We start from the raw sequence: 15,872 nt of genomic DNA on the forward strand, positions 1-15,872 counted from the left end.
CGGGAATTAAATGACCACGTTTAACTCGGTTTATTTCAGGAACAAGGTTCATTATGATGAATCAAAGATTAAGCTAGAGTGCTAAACGACACAATTAGAAAAATAATGCACTTAGAAGTATGAAATGTAACATCGGTAGGCTCATTAATACTGGTTAAAAGTATTAGTAAAAAATTACCTCGACAGGCGTGAAATACGCAGATATTTGAATTCGTCAGTATACGCTATTCTAATGTAAGTTTAGTCCGTTCAACGAGTTCAAGCTGGACGACTCTTCTAAATCTTTCTTCGTTAAATTAGCATCAGCGTGAATCGAATCTTTGCTATCTTAATCACCTTGATGCGGAACACCTCATGATAGAAAGTTCTATTGAACTTGCAGTTTAAGTAACATTTATTATTGTCTTAATTGAAGATTGTTCGATCCACGGAATGCGATCGCTATCTTGCCGCAAATACAGCGGATGTTTCGGATGTCCTAATTTCGTAACACCTAATGTATAGACATTTTCTGTTTGGAAAAACGGCAATACTTGGTGATGACGCTCTCCAAATTCGCCCCAATTGCCCCAAGCTAAAATAATCAGATCGACTCGTTCGGATAGCGTGAATAAATAGCGATCGTTGTCTTTCCCGATCGGCTCCGCTGCCTGTTTTAACAACTGTGGCGTTTTCGCCCGGTACGCGAATAAATTTACGACTTCCAGCCCGCCAAATCCCCAACGTTTCGCAAACCCGATACAGCGTCGAATCGTTGGATCATTCAATTCGGCATCGGCTTGATTGGGATTGAGCATGACAAATCCGACCCGCGCTGAGGACTCCCAAGTCCGCCAGAGCGCATATCGATAGTCGCCATCAAAAATTGCCCCATTACCCGATCGGTATTTGTCCGGGTCGGACGGCATGGATATATTCACTGCCTGAGTCTGGAAATCCTCGACGATAAACCGCTTCTTCGGGCTTGCCCCATCCCAACTGCAAAATAATTTCGAGCGTTTCAGCTTTTCCCTGATGGCTCAACGCTGCCCACTCCGATCGCTGCAAAATTCGCTCAATATCATTCTGGGTAATGAATTGATGCAGCTTGCCGCTATTCATGCTGAGGTAGAAATCAAATCCGATCGTAATTGATCGCCAAAATTCGACGATCGCGCTTTTCTCCGCCTGCAAAATCGCCAAATCTGAGGGCAAGCTGGTCAACTGTTCGTGAATTCTTGGACAGCGAAACGTTTTTCCCTGAATATTCAGCAGCGTCCAAACCAGACCAGAAACCTGATGCTCGATTTGATACTGGTGAATTGCGTTGCGAAAATCTCGATAAGCCGTGAAGCGCTGAATGCCATCGGAATTGACAAAGCGATCGAGCAAGGGATTGATTCCAGAAGGCATCGCGGCAAGATTCAAGCGTTGCCCGTTCATGCAGGCGTGGCGCTCTTGCGACAGGATTTGGATCAGTTCCTCAGTGCTGTAGATTTGGGGCATCTCAGGAAATGGGGCTAGGTGTCCTACTCGAAATCTTACCGGGGAATCTCTAAAGCGCGAAATTTCTCAACGTGATTCTTAAGGTTTCGCCTGCGGCACGAGTTCAGTGTTAATTTCATTCACCGGACGACGCTTGAGGATGACGGATTCCGATCGCGGAAGTAAATCAAACACTTTACGAAATTCATCATCGATTTGTTCATACGAAATCGCGCCCACTTCGTTTAATCGCACTTTCCCCGTTTGATCAAACACGATCGTCTGCGGCACAAAGCCTTTGTAGTAATAGCCGGGTTCAGTTGGCTCAAATTTATCTTTTAGCGGCAGCGAATCAACTCGAATCGGCAAAATATCAATCACACGCCCGTAAAAAGCCTGAGTTTGAGAAACCACATTAGAGAACCGCTTACAATCGCTGCTGTCATCGGTGTAGAACACCAGTAAAGCTGGCTTTTTCTGCTTCATCGTGTCGGCTAGAGTCATTTTCGGCGGTACGAGCGAACCGTTTCCGGCATAGAGCGCAAAGATTTCGCCATCATAGCGATCGTCGTCGAGACTTGCCCAAGCGGGTTGTGCGATCGTCAAACAAATCATCAACAGCGCGACAAACGCCAACATGAAACGATTCAACATAAGGGTCAGAGAAATAACATCACTCTCTCCCATTGTGACGGATTACTGATCCAGTTTTTCAGGTTTGCGAATCGTGAAAGAAATTTCTCGCGGAAATTTAGCAGTCGTTGATTGGGCGATCGTTGGCGGCTCGACTGGGGGAGCTTCAGTGGGAGAATTGATCAAATTAAAGGGAAATCCCGCCCGTCGATCGAAGTTTGATGCGATCGCTAATAATGCGCCACTCAGAATAAAAAACGGTAACGGTAAAGTGATTTCTTGCGCCCATTGGAACACCTGAGAAATTAGAAAAAATAGAACAAAGCAAACAATCCCAAACTGTACCGTAGAATTCATCAAGTCTGCCTCACGTTATCAGCTTCTATAGTACACATGGTTTCCTCAAGATTAATGTTAGATTTGAGGTACTAGAGATTTTTGTATAACACTTTGGAATCAAAGCTGAATGTTAGACACATTGACTCTTCATCTAAATACAATTCAGCAAATCTCGCAGACTAGAAGCTTTCTGTTTGAGCGTACCGATCAGGTTACGAAGTTAGCAGACGAAATTGAAGTGCTTTGTCAGACTATAGATTTTACGATCGATCTGATTCAGAAAAACTGGGATAGTTTACCTGAAGACGAGCGGCAACTGATTCGGAAACAGCAATGTTTGATCGATCGTGCATTAGAAAATCAGCAGGGATGGTCAGGCTTGATAAATCGGCTGTCTTTGCTGCCTGAGTCAATTCGCAGAGGCAAAAATCTACAGCATTGCTTCGTACAGTCGCTCTCTCGCCTGGAAGATGCCATTTCTGACAAGATTGCAAGACAAAGTATTCGGGATGGCTGGAAAGATGTAATGACTGGAAACACTATCCCACTGTCCGAACTATGGGATGGATTGGATGACGAATGACGAGGCTTCACCGACTGTCGAAGTTGTTGCTGCTTCGTCTTTTAAGCGTGAACTGAAGGGATTAAAGAAACGTTATCCAAGTATTCGTTCTGATCTTGAACCCACACTGAAACAACTTGAGGCAGGACAAACTCCAGGTGATCAGATTTCGGGTGTGAAGGATACGGTTTATAAGGTTCGGATTCCAAATCGAGACGCAAACCGCGGTAAGAGCGGGGGCTACCCAGTAATCTATTACATCCGTACACCCATCAAAGTCTTGCTAGTTGCGATTTATTCAAAATCAGAACGATCGGGCATTTCTGCGAGTGAAGTGAAAGAACTCATTGGGCAAGCGAACAAGGAGTTAGATGCAGAAAACCTTGAATGAATTGTATTCATGACGAGATGTATCTGAACAAAGCTTTTTATTGTAAGGAGTGAACCTTTGTGAAGCATTCTCGCTGTGATGCTCCTCACAGAATTCAGAATAGAACTATAGGACACTAGACAGCTACCGATTTCTCAGATTTATCTACCGGAGACGTTCAAGTTATGGTGAGTCAGACTTTCAATGACCGCTATGAATCTCAGACACAAGCGATCGCACGTCAATTACTTAGTGCGACTCGTGAATCGCGATCGTGGTTCGCTCAAATGCGCGATCAGATGCAGTGGGATGATAAGTTACTCGGCTGGGCAATGGGCAATCCAGGGTTACGAGTGCAGTTGTTTCGCTTGATCGATTGTTTGCCATCGCTCAAAAGTAAGCCGGAAATTGCGCGGCATTTGCAGGAATATATGAGCGATCGAACCGTTGAACTTCCTGCGGCTCTAAAAAATCTGCTCAATTTTGCGAATGCGGAATCGATGCCAGGACAGTTAGCGGCAACAACGCTTTCAACTGCGGTCGAGACTTTGGCACATAAGTACATTGCGGGTGAAAATCTCAAGCAAGTGCTAAAAACGATCGAACGTTTGAGAAAAGAAAAGATGACGTTTACGGTTGATCTGCTCGGTGAAGCGGTAATTACCGAAGCGGAAGCGCAATCGTATCTCGATCGCTATTTAAATTTGATGACTCAACTCACCGAAGCCTCGAAATCCTGGTCGAAGGTCGAACAGATTGATTTCGCAGATGGAAACCCGATTCCGAAAGTTCAGGTTTCCGTGAAGCTCACCGCATTTTATTCACAGTTCGATCCGCTCGATGAAGAAGGGAGTAAAGCGCGAGTTGCCGATCGAGCAAGAACACTGTTACGTCATGCTCAGGAACTCGGTGCAGCGGTTCACTTTGACATGGAGCAATATGCTTACAAAGATCTGACTTTGGCGACTTTAAAGGCATTGTTGATGGAGCCGGAGTTTCGATCGCGTTCTGATATCGGTATGACGATTCAAGGCTATCTTCGCGATAGCAAGGAAGATTTGCAGGGCTTGGTCGATTGGGCGAAAGAGCGCGGAACTCCGGTGACAGTTCGATTAGTGAAAGGCGCATATTGGGATCAAGAAACGATCAAAGCGGTTCAGAAAGACTGGGAACAGCCTGTGTTTAACGATAAGGCTGAAACCGATGCAAACTATGAACAGTTGACAGAATTGCTGTTGGAAAATCACGAAGTTTTGAATGCTGCGATCGGAAGTCATAATGTGCGATCGCAAGCTCACGCACTCGCGATCGCGAAATCTCTGAACATTCCCAAACATCGAATCGAGTTCCAAACCCTCTACGGAATGGGGGATAAGTTAGCGAAAGCGATTGTCGATCAAGGCTATCGAGTGCGGGTCTATTGTCCTTATGGGGAACTGATTCCAGGAATGTCTTATCTGATTCGTCGCTTGTTGGAGAACACAGCAAATAGTTCATTCTTGCGGCAAAACTTAGAGGAAAGACCGATCGAGGAACTGATTTCGGCTCCGAAAGTGGGTGAACATTCAGAACTAAAGTCACTCAATAAGTTTGAGAATGCAGCCGACACGGACTATGCAGACAGTGCGAAACGCGATCGCATTCAAGCCGCTTTGCAATCTGTTCGCGAACAATTCGGACAGACTTATTTACCTCTCATCAATGGTGAATTTGTCGAAACGGCTGAGAAGCTCAAATCCGAAAATCCATCCCGGTTTAGTGAGACGGTTGGCACGATCGGCATGATTAATATTGAGCAGGCAGATCAAGCGATCGAGGCGGCTAAATCTGCTTTTCCCGCATGGCGACGCACTCCCGCAACCGAACGCGCTCAAATTCTTCGCAAAGCTGCCAATCTGTTTGAACAACGGCGCGAAGAATTGATCGCTTGGATGACGTATGAAGTGGGTAAGCCTGTAAAAGAAGGGGACGGGGAGGTTTCAGAAGCGATCGATTTCTGTAACTATTACGCCTCGGAGATGGAAAGACTCGATCGAGGGGTGGACTATGATTTTCCAGGTGAAACGAATCACTACCGCTATCATCCACGCGGACTTGTTTTAGTGATTTCTCCGTGGAATTTTCCGTTAGCAATTCCCGTAGGTATGACCGTTGCTGCATTAGTGACAGGTAACTGTGCCTTGTTCAAACCTGCGGAAACTTCTTCGGTGATTGCTGCCAAAATTGCAGAAATCTTAGTCGAAGCGGGAATTCCTCGTGGTGTGTTCCAATTTATTCCCGGTGAAGGGCACGTCGTTGGAGCGCATCTCGTGAAGCATCCTGATGTTCACATGATCGTGTTCACCGGATCGCAAGCAGTAGGCTGTCAGATTTACAAAGATGCTGCCGTTCTGCAACCCGGACAGAAACATCTCAAACGGGTTGTGGCTGAAATGGGCGGTAAGAATGCCATCATCGTTGATGAAAGTGCGGATTTAGATCAAGCGGTTCAAGGTGTGGTGCAATCGGCGTTTGGATACAGCGGGCAGAAATGTTCGGCTTGTTCTCGTGCGATCGTGCTTGAACCTGTGTATGAGACATTCTTAGCGCGATTGATTGAAGCGACTCGATCGCTCAACATCGGAGAAGCCCAATTGCCTAGTACTAAAGTCGGTCCGGTGATCGATGGAGAAGCACAGCAACGGATTCAGGACTACATCGAAAAAGGACGGACTGAGGCAGAAATCGCGATCGAGCTTCCGACTCCTGAAGGTGGCTACTTTGTCGGTCCGGTGATTTTCACGAATGTTGCTCCAGATGCCAAAATTGCCCAAGAAGAAATTTTTGGTCCAGTCTTAGCAGTCATGCGATCGAGTTCGTTCCAGGAAGCTTTGGATTTAGCGAATGGAACTCCGTATGCGTTGACGGGTGGGCTATATTCCCGCACTCCATCGCATATCGAGCAAGCACAGGCAGAGTTTGAAGTGGGCAATCTGTACATCAATCGGGGAATCACAGGCGCGATCGTGGCTCGTCAACCGTTTGGCGGCTTCAAGCTTTCGGGTGTGGGTTCTAAAGCAGGTGGAGTCGATTATTTGCTCCAGTTCCTTGAGCCGAGAGTGGTGACGGAGAATGTTCAGCGTCAGGGATTTGCCCCGATCGAGGGTGCGGAATAGTTAGCAAGTTGTGTGGGTCGGGCATCTTGCCTGACCCCGATTCCAGAAGCAGGCAAGATGCCTGCACCACAAAGATCAAAACATAGTCGCTAAACTCAGCCAGCGCGTGAGATTTTCAGGCAACTCTGTGTTTAGTCGCAACGGTAAATCAGGCTTCGACAACGATCGGGCATACTCCGGAGTCAAAAACGGCTGATACGTTTTCGCTTCAGAAGTTGATTGTTGAATAAACGCCAAACTCACCCCCTGCAACAATCGCCGCAGCGGTTCGACCTCTTCACCTCGACGCTCTTTCACCAAGGTTCCTTGTGCAATCGCGCCCGAAAAATTTCCTGGATCACTCACACTCAGATGCGTTGTCCCGATCGCAGTCAGCAAATACTTCGGAGTCGGTAACTGTAAAAATGGCTGAAGTTGCTGACTAAATGCAGGCGCTAACGTGTCATCGGTACTGGTCAAAATCAAGGTTGGAGTCGCAACCGATTTCAATCCCGACTTACCAAAAATTTGCCCGATCGCAGGATTAAGCGCGATCGCTTGAACCACTCTTTGATCCCGCAGGCTTAATCGATTTTTCGGCTGCTCGATCGCGGCACATTGCAACCAATCCGCCGGAACTCGATCGAGCAATCCACTCGATCGACAAAATTCCCGCAGTTCATCAAATCGCAGTTCTGCTCCAGCTAACGCTAAAGCTTCAAATCCACCCAGAGAATGTCCTATCACCGAGACTTTCCGAGCATTGAGCTTGCCTTGAAGATCTCCCGGTTGCTGATTCAATCGCTCAAATTGGTCTAGCAGAAAACTAATATCTTTCGGTCGATCGACAAATTCACTCGATGGAATTAACCGATCTGGATTGAGCGAGGATAATGAACCATTCCGAGCCACAAAGGGATGCTCGATCGCCGCAACGGTCAATCCATGCGAGGCTAAATGTCGCGCTAAGTAAGCCAAAAATTTCCGATTCGCCTCAAATCCAGGCGCAATCACGACCAAAGGCGCATCCGGTTTCGTGGAAGTACTCGAATAGATATCGACAGGCAATCGTCGATCGCGCTGTGCATCATAAAACGAATAAAAGCTTTCTCGAACCGTTTGTGAGCCAGCCGTTGACGGATCAAACGAAGCTCGAAACGGCTGATTTCCCGTACTCAAACTGCGCTCTAACAGCGATCGAATGCCCTGCGTCTTCCAGTACGAAAAATTCAGTTGCGAAGCGATTCCCACCGCTTGTGTCACATCGATCGTTACAGTCTCCTGTGGAATGGCTCGTAGAACTGCGATCGCATCGAGTCCATTCGCCTGTCGCGCCGCTAACCAAAATCCCGCCTGCAACGTTTCTAAACTCAATCCCGGTGCCGCTTGCCGAATCGAATTTAACACCTGCTGACCCGATGGCGACTTTAGCAAATCCTCAACAATCTGTGTGCCCAAATTCGGATCAAGCTGCAATCGACTGGTCAAAGCACGACGCAATTCGGGAGTTAAAACCGCTGAATAGAGTTGAAGCGATGAGGGAACAGTGCCCGTTTTCGCAAACTGTTCTAAATCAGAAACCGCGATCGATTGCTCAAACGGTCCCAACCGCAAATTTAACCGCTCAGCCGCAACACTCGGAGAAGCCCCTGTGAATGCAAGCGCCACTCCCGTCAAAACTCCAACCCCGATCGTCTTCCAAGAGGTATCTCGCTTCACTGTAAAAAATCCTGTCAAACTTTTTTTGCTAACTCAACCAAAACGAGGTGCGACACTTCAATGGGCTGCACCTCGTTCTCAATCTCATTCAATTGTAGATCTGACAGAAATTCTCTCCCTGAGTTCCCCGCTCAGTCTCTAGCTGTCCGAATCCAATCCCGTTGTGGACGCACTAAGAACTGCAAATAAACTGGAATTTTCCACAATATATAAAACGGAATTGCCAGTAATTCTCTCAAAGGTAAATCTTCACGACCGAATTTCGCCCAAGCTCCAAAAACAGTCATGAGTAAAAACATTCCAGCAACGATCGCGCAAATTCCCGCTGGCCAAAATCCAGTGAAAACTCCCCAAACAATCGCGATCGTACTTACCCCGATCCAACTCATGACTAATAAAGAGAGCGGCGGTACACTCAATTCGATCGCAAGCACGATCGCAGCAACATTCCACTTCTCAATTGCAGCTTTCAGCAATACCGGAACATACACAGCAATTGCTTGTAAATGCCCATGTTCCCAGCGCGTTCGCTGACTCTGAGTGGCACTATCCTGTTGTGGTAATGTCCCAATCACTCGCGCCTCCGGACAGTAAACGGGGGCGTACCCAGCGATCGTCAAGTCCACACTCAGCTTCATATCTTCAACCAGGTGCCCACTGGCAAAGTCCACCGCCTGAATTGCCGCCCAAGGAAACGCCATTCCTGTCCCGGTCAATAAACACGGCAACCCCAGTCGCCACAATCCCAACGGACGCACTAGGTTTTTTGTCGTGAATGCAAACGCCGAAACGGAATCTTTCGCGGTCGCCTCAGCAGGTTTTTGCATCAAATAAGTTGCTTGAGCCGGACGCTTTTGTTTTAGAACGGTTTCGGTCAAGGTCGCGATCGCACCCGGTTCAACTCGACAATCCGCATCAATCACAATCACCACATCAGGCGGCTCACTCAACAGACTTCTCAAGCCATAATCAAGCGCATATCCTTTTCCTCGCTGAATCAAATCCTGCCGCTCAATCACGATCGCACCCTGCTTTCGAGCAATCTCAGCAGTCTGATCCGTACAGTTATCGGCAACGACAACGAGACGATCCTGCGATCGTAACTGTGGCATCACATCGATTAGTGTGTTTTCTAGTCCGGCTTCTTCGTTGTGTGCTGGAATCAAAACGACCACTCGCTCTTTTCCTCTGATACCCAGTTGCGACGAAACCTTAGAACTTAGTGCGAAAATCGTTTCCAACCCAGTCCAGATACTCCATCCCAACAAAACTCCAACGAGTCCCACCAGGGCTGCATTTAATATAAACATGGAAATCTGCAATTGCTAACAGGGGGCTTGCGGCATTATTTCACAGATTTTACGGCTGCAATAGTGCCTAAAGATAGGTATCTTTCCATGAAAAAACGCGATCGCACTAAGCGCGATCGCGCAATTTCCTCTTTATTTCAGCGCGAGATAATCTACTTGGTTAACAGCGATCGCGTCCGCTCGCCGCGCTCTGGACGGTCCGCAACCTGCTCACGCGGGCTGGTGTAGTAGAAGTAGCTGTCCGGCTCGTACCGCACGTTCACGCCGTTCGCTACGAGTCCGAGAATGTTCGGCTCTGAGCGATCGAGCAATGATTTCGCAGCAGCAACACTGCCTGCATCTGCCACACCCGGACGGACTGCAATCAGAACACCGTCTGCCATCTTGCCGAGCACGGCTGCATCTGCTGTTCCTGCCAGCGGCGGCGTGTCAAACACCACATAATCGTAGTCTCTCGACACCGTTTCTAAGAAGGCAGTCATCGCTTCCGAGTCCAGAATCGATAACGGGTTCGGCGGCATCACGCCTGCGGTCAGCACCGAGAGATTGCTGGTAATCGGCTTCACAGCTTGCCGCAGTTCGCTCTGATCCACCACCACGTTACTCAGACCCACTGAATTGACCAATCCCCACAGGTGATGCTGTGATGGATTCCGCATATCCGCATCAACTAAAAGCACTCTCCGACCGGATTGCGCCATCGTTGCTGCCAGGTTCGCTGCTACTTCAGATTTACCTTCACGGGGGACAGCACTGCTGATGACGATCGTTTTCACGGGCTTATCAAGGCTCATGAACTTCAGATTCGCTTGCAGCATCTGATAAGCTTCGTGGATCATTGATCGCGGTGTACTCATCGCAATCACACGGGGTGAAATGTCATCCGCACCGGGAGACAGAATCGTTGGGGTGTCGCTGGTTTCAAAGCGAGGCACCAAGCCCAACAGAGTATAGCCATATTGCGCTTCGGCATCTTTGACGGTCTTGAGCGATTTGTCGATCGTATCGACCAAGAATGCCGCCGCGATTCCTAACAGTAAACCGACCATTGCGCCTGCTGCCAGCAAGATCAACCGCATCCGACCCGCCGGACGAGTAGGCACCATGGCGCTTTGCAGCACTCGTGCGTTGCCGACCTGCTGATTTTTTGCCACTTCAATCTCTTGTTTGCGAGCATTGAGGTTTTGATAAGCGGTGAGAGCAATCTCTTGTCTGCGCTCTAGTTCGCTCTCTTGCTGAATCAGTGCTGGAGTCCGAGCCGCACGGCTACTGTAGTTTATGAGTAGTCCAGAGAGCGTCGTAATCCGACCTTCTAAACCCGCCCGCTGAGATTGCAGAGTAGATAAAGCCGCTGCCAAGTTCCGCTTGATGTCGCCGACTTGCAGCCGATTCGGAGAGACTTGCACACTCGATCCAACTGCTTCAGAGACTCGCGCCTGCAACAGAGCGTTCAAATCATCGCGCTGCTGCTTCAAGGTTTGAATCTGTGGTGTCGTGTCTTTGAAACGCGATGATTCGGTCACGAGACGCGATTCGACGGTCTGAAGCTGGCTCAAAACGTCCTGTACGCCTGCGGACTGGCTTAGAGAAGCAAGGTCGATCGCTTGTCCGAGTTCGAGTCCTAACTGGTCTGCGACGGCTCTTTCTTGGCGACCCACATCTGCAAGTTGGGCGCGGGCTTGACTCAACTGATCTTGCAGCACAGCAGCGGAGTTGATATTTGCTGCTGATTCTCGCTCTAGATCAACAATGCCGTTTCGTGCACGGAAGTTCTTCAGGTCTTCGGATGCCCGATTCAGCGCTTCTTCTGCGGGGGGAATTTGATTATCGATAAAGCGACCTGCTTTATTCGCTTCTTCTTGGTTGGTCTTCAGGTTGTTGTCGATGTACGCCTTGAGTACCTGGTTGACCACGTTGGCTGCCATCTCTGGGTCGTCATCTGCATACTTCACATCAAGAATGTCGGTTGTGGGAACGGGTTCAACCTTGATTTGGCGACTCAGTTCATCTGGCTCCAGCGGTCGTCCCTGGGCATTCTTCAGTTGTAGAGTATCGATGACGCGCTGCAAAATCGGGTAGGATGTGACGACTGCTGCCTGCGTGTCAAGCGGGTTGCCCTCTCTTCTAAGGGCTTCGAGGGTTCCGACTCGCTCCCCAACTCCGGTCAGCGAGGTGGTGCGGTTCGACTGAACCAAGGCGCGTCCGTTGGCTTCATAGTTGGGTCGTTGCAGTGAAGTTGCGAGTCCAGCGACTCCAACCGTTGCGGCGAAAACCCCCGCAGCGACGAGCCAGCGACGTTTCAGGACGAGCCAATAGCTTTGAAGATCAAAATCTTCAGAGTAGCGCTTTGTCTCAATGTTCATGCTTGTCATAAAGAGGAATCTCAGAAAGTGGGTTGCTCAATACCTTTGGGAGACACGAAACCGAGAATTGAGAGCGTTCGGGTGAGTCAGAGATAGATGCGCCTGAGCGTGTTTCTTCGGTACAGGTTCGCTAGATGGTAGCGCGATCGCCTTGCACTGTCAGTAGATCTTCCCATCACTATGCCATATCTTGTCGTTCAAAAAGCTGAGATAAAGATTGAACTAGATGAAATCTTCAAAAAGTCATCCGTAATCTTGCTAGATTGTTTTTATCAGCGATCGTGACTTTTTTTGCGCGGCTGACACAGATTCGACAGTTCCCCAGGGATTGTGGTACAGCCGAAATCGCTGTTGAAGCAGCAACCAGAAGAACGGCAAATCGTGAATCAGATAGCGCTTCCAGAGCCGTCTCGGTTCACAGAGAATCCGAAACAGCCATTCTAGCCCGACGTTGCTCATCCACTGGGGCGATCGCTGGACGGTTCCAGCTTCAAAGTCGATTGTTGCCCCGATCGCGAGGAAAGTCTTCACATTGGGTAGCTGATCCTTGTACCGGGTGATCCATAGCTCTTGTTTCGGTGCACCGACTCCGATCGCGAGGACGGTCGCACCAGAGCGATTGATCATCTCGATGATGGCTTGACATTCTGCCTCGTTCTTCTCGAAGCCGAAGGAAGGCGAATGTGCCGCGACGACGATTTCGCGTCCGACCTTGGCATTGATTCGGCTTCGGGCTGCTTCCGCAATTCCGGGAGCGGCTCCCAGCAAGAAGATTTTGACACCAGGGTCATTGCGGTAGTACATGTAAAACGCAGGAAACAAATCCGATCCAGAGATTTTCTCCTGAACTGGGGTTCCTAAAAAATACGAGGCATAGACTAGCACCCGACTGTCACACACCTTGAAATCCACACCTTGATACGCCCTGTAAAATTCAGGGTCGCGCTGCAACTTCATCAGGTGATCCACGTTGGGCGTGAACACGATTCCTCCGAGTCTCAGCTTTTCGAGCAGCTCGATCATCGTGAGGTTGTGAATTCCAATGTTAAGAAGGTGAACCTGTCTCATTACTTTGCCCGAAAAATCTCTACTACGGCTCCCTCTCAATAGAGCCAAAGCCCTGATATTGGCGATCGTCCGATCTGGACAATCTGAATTTGCTTGCTCATCTTGCACCCAATCGTCTTGCAGTTGTTTTGAAAAACCCGCTCTGTCTAACTTCGAGGTGGCTCATTACGTAATCTAAGTGGCTTGCCGGAGGTACGTCTACTTGCTTCACTGAATCTTTACGCCATCATTAAGAGATTACCGATGGTGAAAACCGTGGAACTACGGAAAAACCTACCTGCTGCTCTAAGAAACGATCGAAATCCTATTTTGGGACGATGACAAATTGAGATGCAATGCTAATGAAATGGAGCCACGGTGAAGAACGCATCTGAACTTTAGATAGCTTGAGAATAAGCTACTGCAATTAGTCAGTCGGCTCAAAAATTAGCAGCAAATAAATGCCCCTCTACCGTTCTCGATCGACAGGTTTAGCTTAAATAATCAGTGAATACACGGAACAATTCTCAGGACTCAATTTCAACTGCTAAATGTCTGGTTTTGCTTCATATCAATAATTTTTCTGATTTGCATCTTTACTAAAGATGTTTGAGTATTGATTCTGAAAGTAGCAACTCTCACGTCTCTAGTTCTGTCTTTACAGCGAAATTGTTAAGTGCGATCGCAGCACAGTTGTTGCTAGAAGTTGAAGGTGCTGAACGGTCCAGACTTCATCAAGCAAAGCCCTATTCGTCCACCAAAGCTGCTGGAGCCGCCATTGCCACTTCTAAACTCAAGACATCATTTGCAGAAATTGTGTGTTCAACCGCTCGCTTGCGCTTGAGAATTTTTGCCGGAATACCGATCGCAGTTTCTCTAGCCCCTACATCCGACAACACAACTGCATTCGCACCAATGCAAGCATCGTCGTCAATCTGAACGCGTCCCAGAATTTTTGCTCCTGCACCTACGTTCACTCGATTGCCCAAAACTGGTGCTTCATCTAAACGATCGAGATAGCGATTTCCAAGCGTGCAGCCTTGCCGAATCACACAATCATCACCGATCACACAGTTACCGTGAATCACGATCGCGCTTTGATGCTCGATGATCACTCTACGTCCGACTTTGGCACTGTAAGGAAGCTCAATTCCGTAGCTGTTGCGGACTTTGCGGAACATCATGCGGTAGAGAATGCTAAGGGGTGCTCGTAACATCAGCGGTTTAATCGCCATGCGCCACACGCCGAAACGATACACTGCGATCGCTCGAAATCCAGGTTTTGTCCAGTCGCGTCCGTGCGCGTTCCAGTCTTCGACAATTTGCTGCCAGAAACTTAGGGAATCGGTTGTGTGATTCATCGGTTGCGTCCTCTAACACAAGGTTGGGTTATTGTGCGATCGAAACAGCGGTCGGCTGTACTTCGGTCAAAACAGTCTCAATCACAGGCTGCTGGATGACTTCCATAAATAGCGCTGCGAGTTTTCGCGCTTCTGTGGCGGCATCATGATGGCGTGCAACTCTTTCTGCCCCGATTTGTCCCATTTCAGCCAGAACTTCGGGGGAAAGCGCGATCGCGTCTTTGATGGCATTGGTGAGATCCGCGATCGAGCCAGAGGGAACGAGCCATCCGCATTGATTGGGAATGACGAGTTCAGGAATCCCAGCGATGTAAGTGCTAATTACCGGACGATGAAGCGCAAGGGCTTCCATTAGTGCTACGGGCAAGCCTTCAGCGAAACTCGGAAGCACTAAGGCACGAGCTGCAAGGATTTGTTTGCGGACTTCCTCGTTACTTGCCCAACCTGTGATTTCGATGTGATCTTCTAGTCCAGCCTCTGAGATCATTGCTTCAAGCTGTGGACGGATCGAGCCATCGCCCACGAAAACGAGCTTGATTGGGATGCCTGCGGCGACGATCGGTTTAATTGCTTCAATCAAAAGAAGCTGTCCTTTTGCTTCACACAGTCGCCCGACACAAACGATTCGCGGCGCAGCAGGAACGGGAGTTGCTTCGGTGAAAAAGGCTCGATCGACTCCGCAATGGATAATTTTGATTTTGTCCCACTGAGATTGATCACACCAGCGATACAGTTGGCTTTTGCCGAATGAACTGACTGTGGCAACAAAAGACGATCGCTCAACTTTTTCCACGATCGACAAGGCTTGGATTGTGTCGAACTCTTCAGGTCCATGAATGGTAAAGCTGTAGGTTGGTCCACCTAAAGCTTTACAGAGCATCGCGACCGTTGTGGAGTTTGTGCCGAAGTGAGCATGAATGTGTTGAATGCCATCTTCTTCAAACCAATCGTTCAACACGCAGGCTTCAGCGAGATAGATCAGATGTCGTAAAACACCGCGATCGGAACGCCGCCCGAATTTCACCGCGAGTTTAAGCGCTTGAAAAACCTGGTGCGGTCGGGTGAGAACTGCTTTGGTCAAACTTTTTAAGAGCGTTGCTACACCATTTTCTAGAACTGTTCGAGTCAGGGCGAGTTCTTTTTGATCGGCTTCATCGACTAACTCAGCGCGGCACGATCGAATTGCATATCGTCCAACTGGGAGACCGCATTTTTCGATCGCATGGATTTCGCGACGAACAAAACTATGACTAACCTTCGGATATTGATTAATCAGATATGCGATCTTGGGCACACCTCTATTCATAAACCGGGTACTAATACTTACGTAAGAATGCTGAGATTAGTATAGGAACTTGCTGTTTAAGAACAAAATCTTTTCTTCAGTCTTCTCGATTTTTTGTTTGAATTTAGCTCAATGTAAAGGCTTCATGAAAAATGAGAGGTGGTTAAGAGATATTGCTGAGAAACTATGCAGTACTATTTCCAATAAGTCACAGGAGGTTGACTTTCTTCACAATTTAGTGTTTTTGCTACACTTATTCAATCTAGCAACTAATTATTTTGGCAT

Annotated in this window: 13 protein-coding genes; 3 read left to right on the top strand and 10 right to left on the bottom strand. The window is 48.3% G+C overall.

Annotated features, from left to right (window positions below):
* Positions 1-383 precede the first annotated feature (383 nt).
* The 4 genes from NIES2104_RS08810 to NIES2104_RS08825 all read right to left on the bottom strand — a co-directional run bounded on the left by NIES2104_RS08810 (position 384) and on the right by NIES2104_RS08825 (position 2,454).
* Positions 384-908 (bottom strand): DUF1643 domain-containing protein, encoded by a 525-nt coding sequence (locus NIES2104_RS08810; protein ID WP_058997706.1) that lies wholly within the window; start codon positions 906-908, stop codon positions 384-386.
* Entirely contained in the window at positions 874-1,485 is a 612-nt protein-coding gene (locus tag NIES2104_RS08815) for a hypothetical protein (RefSeq protein WP_058997708.1), read from the bottom strand. The genes NIES2104_RS08810 and NIES2104_RS08815 overlap by 35 nt, the downstream gene beginning before the upstream one ends.
* Before the next feature lie 78 nt (positions 1,486-1,563).
* Positions 1,564-2,118 (bottom strand): thylakoid membrane photosystem I accumulation factor, encoded by a 555-nt coding sequence (locus NIES2104_RS08820; RefSeq protein WP_059001633.1) that lies wholly within the window; start codon positions 2,116-2,118, stop codon positions 1,564-1,566.
* A 42-nt stretch (positions 2,119-2,160) separates the two neighbouring features.
* Entirely contained in the window at positions 2,161-2,454 is a 294-nt protein-coding gene (locus NIES2104_RS08825) for a hypothetical protein (RefSeq protein WP_058997710.1), read from the bottom strand.
* 109 nt (positions 2,455-2,563) lie between these two features.
* Here NIES2104_RS08825 and NIES2104_RS08830 point away from each other — a divergent pair, with 109 nt between their 5' ends.
* From NIES2104_RS08830 to pruA, 3 genes are all read left to right on the top strand, one after another.
* A complete protein-coding gene (locus NIES2104_RS08830) occupies positions 2,564-3,019 on the top strand; it encodes a hypothetical protein (protein WP_058997712.1) in 456 nt (151 codons plus the stop codon).
* Positions 3,009-3,389, top strand: a complete 381-nt coding sequence (locus NIES2104_RS08835) for a type II toxin-antitoxin system RelE/ParE family toxin (protein WP_058997714.1) — start codon at positions 3,009-3,011, stop codon at positions 3,387-3,389. Before NIES2104_RS08830 ends, NIES2104_RS08835 begins: the two co-directional genes overlap by 11 nt.
* Positions 3,390-3,553: 164 nt before the next feature.
* Positions 3,554-6,523, top strand: coding sequence for an L-glutamate gamma-semialdehyde dehydrogenase (gene pruA / locus NIES2104_RS08840; RefSeq protein ID WP_058997716.1), 2,970 nt, complete (start codon positions 3,554-3,556; stop codon positions 6,521-6,523).
* A 75-nt stretch (positions 6,524-6,598) separates the two neighbouring features.
* Here the strand turns inward: pruA and NIES2104_RS08845 are convergent, their stop codons facing one another.
* From NIES2104_RS08845 to NIES2104_RS08870, 6 genes are all read right to left on the bottom strand, one after another.
* Positions 6,599-8,221 carry an alpha/beta hydrolase gene (locus tag NIES2104_RS08845; protein WP_225895227.1) on the bottom strand — a complete coding sequence of 541 codons (1,623 nt, stop codon included), beginning with the start codon at positions 8,219-8,221 and terminating at the stop codon, positions 6,599-6,601.
* A 131-nt stretch (positions 8,222-8,352) separates the two neighbouring features.
* Complete coding sequence (locus NIES2104_RS08850) at positions 8,353-9,531, bottom strand: glycosyltransferase (protein WP_058997718.1); 1,179 nt, start codon at positions 9,529-9,531, stop codon at positions 8,353-8,355.
* 152 nt (positions 9,532-9,683) lie between these two features.
* The gene (locus tag NIES2104_RS08855) at positions 9,684-11,903 is read right to left on the bottom strand and encodes a polysaccharide biosynthesis tyrosine autokinase (RefSeq protein ID WP_225895228.1); all 2,220 of its coding nucleotides are present in this window, start codon (positions 11,901-11,903) and stop codon (positions 9,684-9,686) included.
* A gap of 249 nt (positions 11,904-12,152) precedes the next feature.
* Entirely contained in the window at positions 12,153-12,962 is an 810-nt protein-coding gene (locus tag NIES2104_RS08860) for a WecB/TagA/CpsF family glycosyltransferase (RefSeq protein WP_058997720.1), read from the bottom strand.
* A 725-nt stretch (positions 12,963-13,687) separates the two neighbouring features.
* Positions 13,688-14,302, bottom strand: a complete 615-nt coding sequence (locus tag NIES2104_RS08865) for a serine O-acetyltransferase (protein WP_058997723.1) — start codon at positions 14,300-14,302, stop codon at positions 13,688-13,690.
* A 28-nt stretch (positions 14,303-14,330) separates the two neighbouring features.
* Positions 14,331-15,596 carry a glycosyltransferase family 4 protein gene (locus NIES2104_RS08870; RefSeq protein WP_263970934.1) on the bottom strand — a complete coding sequence of 422 codons (1,266 nt, stop codon included), beginning with the start codon at positions 15,594-15,596 and terminating at the stop codon, positions 14,331-14,333.
* Positions 15,597-15,872 lie beyond the last annotated feature (276 nt).

It is taken from the genome of Leptolyngbya sp. NIES-2104 (genome assembly GCF_001485215.1).
In the GTDB taxonomy this organism is placed as follows: domain Bacteria; phylum Cyanobacteriota; class Cyanobacteriia; order Leptolyngbyales; family Leptolyngbyaceae; genus Leptolyngbya.

What these genes read in the sequence shown, in the direction of transcription:
- NIES2104_RS08855 (WP_225895228.1), bottom strand. Translation starts at nt 11,903, where the DNA reads ATGACAAGCATGAACATTGAGACAAAGCGCTACTCTGAAGATTTTGAT.
- NIES2104_RS08850 (WP_058997718.1), bottom strand. Translation starts at nt 9,531, where the DNA reads ATGTTTATATTAAATGCAGCCCTGGTGGGACTCGTTGGAGTTTTGTTG.
- NIES2104_RS08860 (WP_058997720.1), bottom strand. Translation starts at nt 12,962, where the DNA reads ATGAGACAGGTTCACCTTCTTAACATTGGAATTCACAACCTCACGATG.
- NIES2104_RS08830 (WP_058997712.1), top strand. Translation starts at nt 2,564, where the DNA reads ATGTTAGACACATTGACTCTTCATCTAAATACAATTCAGCAAATCTCG.
- pruA (WP_058997716.1), top strand. Translation starts at nt 3,554, where the DNA reads ATGGTGAGTCAGACTTTCAATGACCGCTATGAATCTCAGACACAAGCG.
- NIES2104_RS08820 (WP_059001633.1), bottom strand. Translation starts at nt 2,118, where the DNA reads ATGTTGAATCGTTTCATGTTGGCGTTTGTCGCGCTGTTGATGATTTGT.
- NIES2104_RS08810 (WP_058997706.1), bottom strand. Translation starts at nt 908, where the DNA reads ATGCCGTCCGACCCGGACAAATACCGATCGGGTAATGGGGCAATTTTT.
- NIES2104_RS08815 (WP_058997708.1), bottom strand. Translation starts at nt 1,485, where the DNA reads ATGCCCCAAATCTACAGCACTGAGGAACTGATCCAAATCCTGTCGCAA.
- NIES2104_RS08825 (WP_058997710.1), bottom strand. Translation starts at nt 2,454, where the DNA reads ATGAATTCTACGGTACAGTTTGGGATTGTTTGCTTTGTTCTATTTTTT.
- NIES2104_RS08865 (WP_058997723.1), bottom strand. Translation starts at nt 14,302, where the DNA reads ATGAATCACACAACCGATTCCCTAAGTTTCTGGCAGCAAATTGTCGAA.
- NIES2104_RS08835 (WP_058997714.1), top strand. Translation starts at nt 3,009, where the DNA reads ATGACGAATGACGAGGCTTCACCGACTGTCGAAGTTGTTGCTGCTTCG.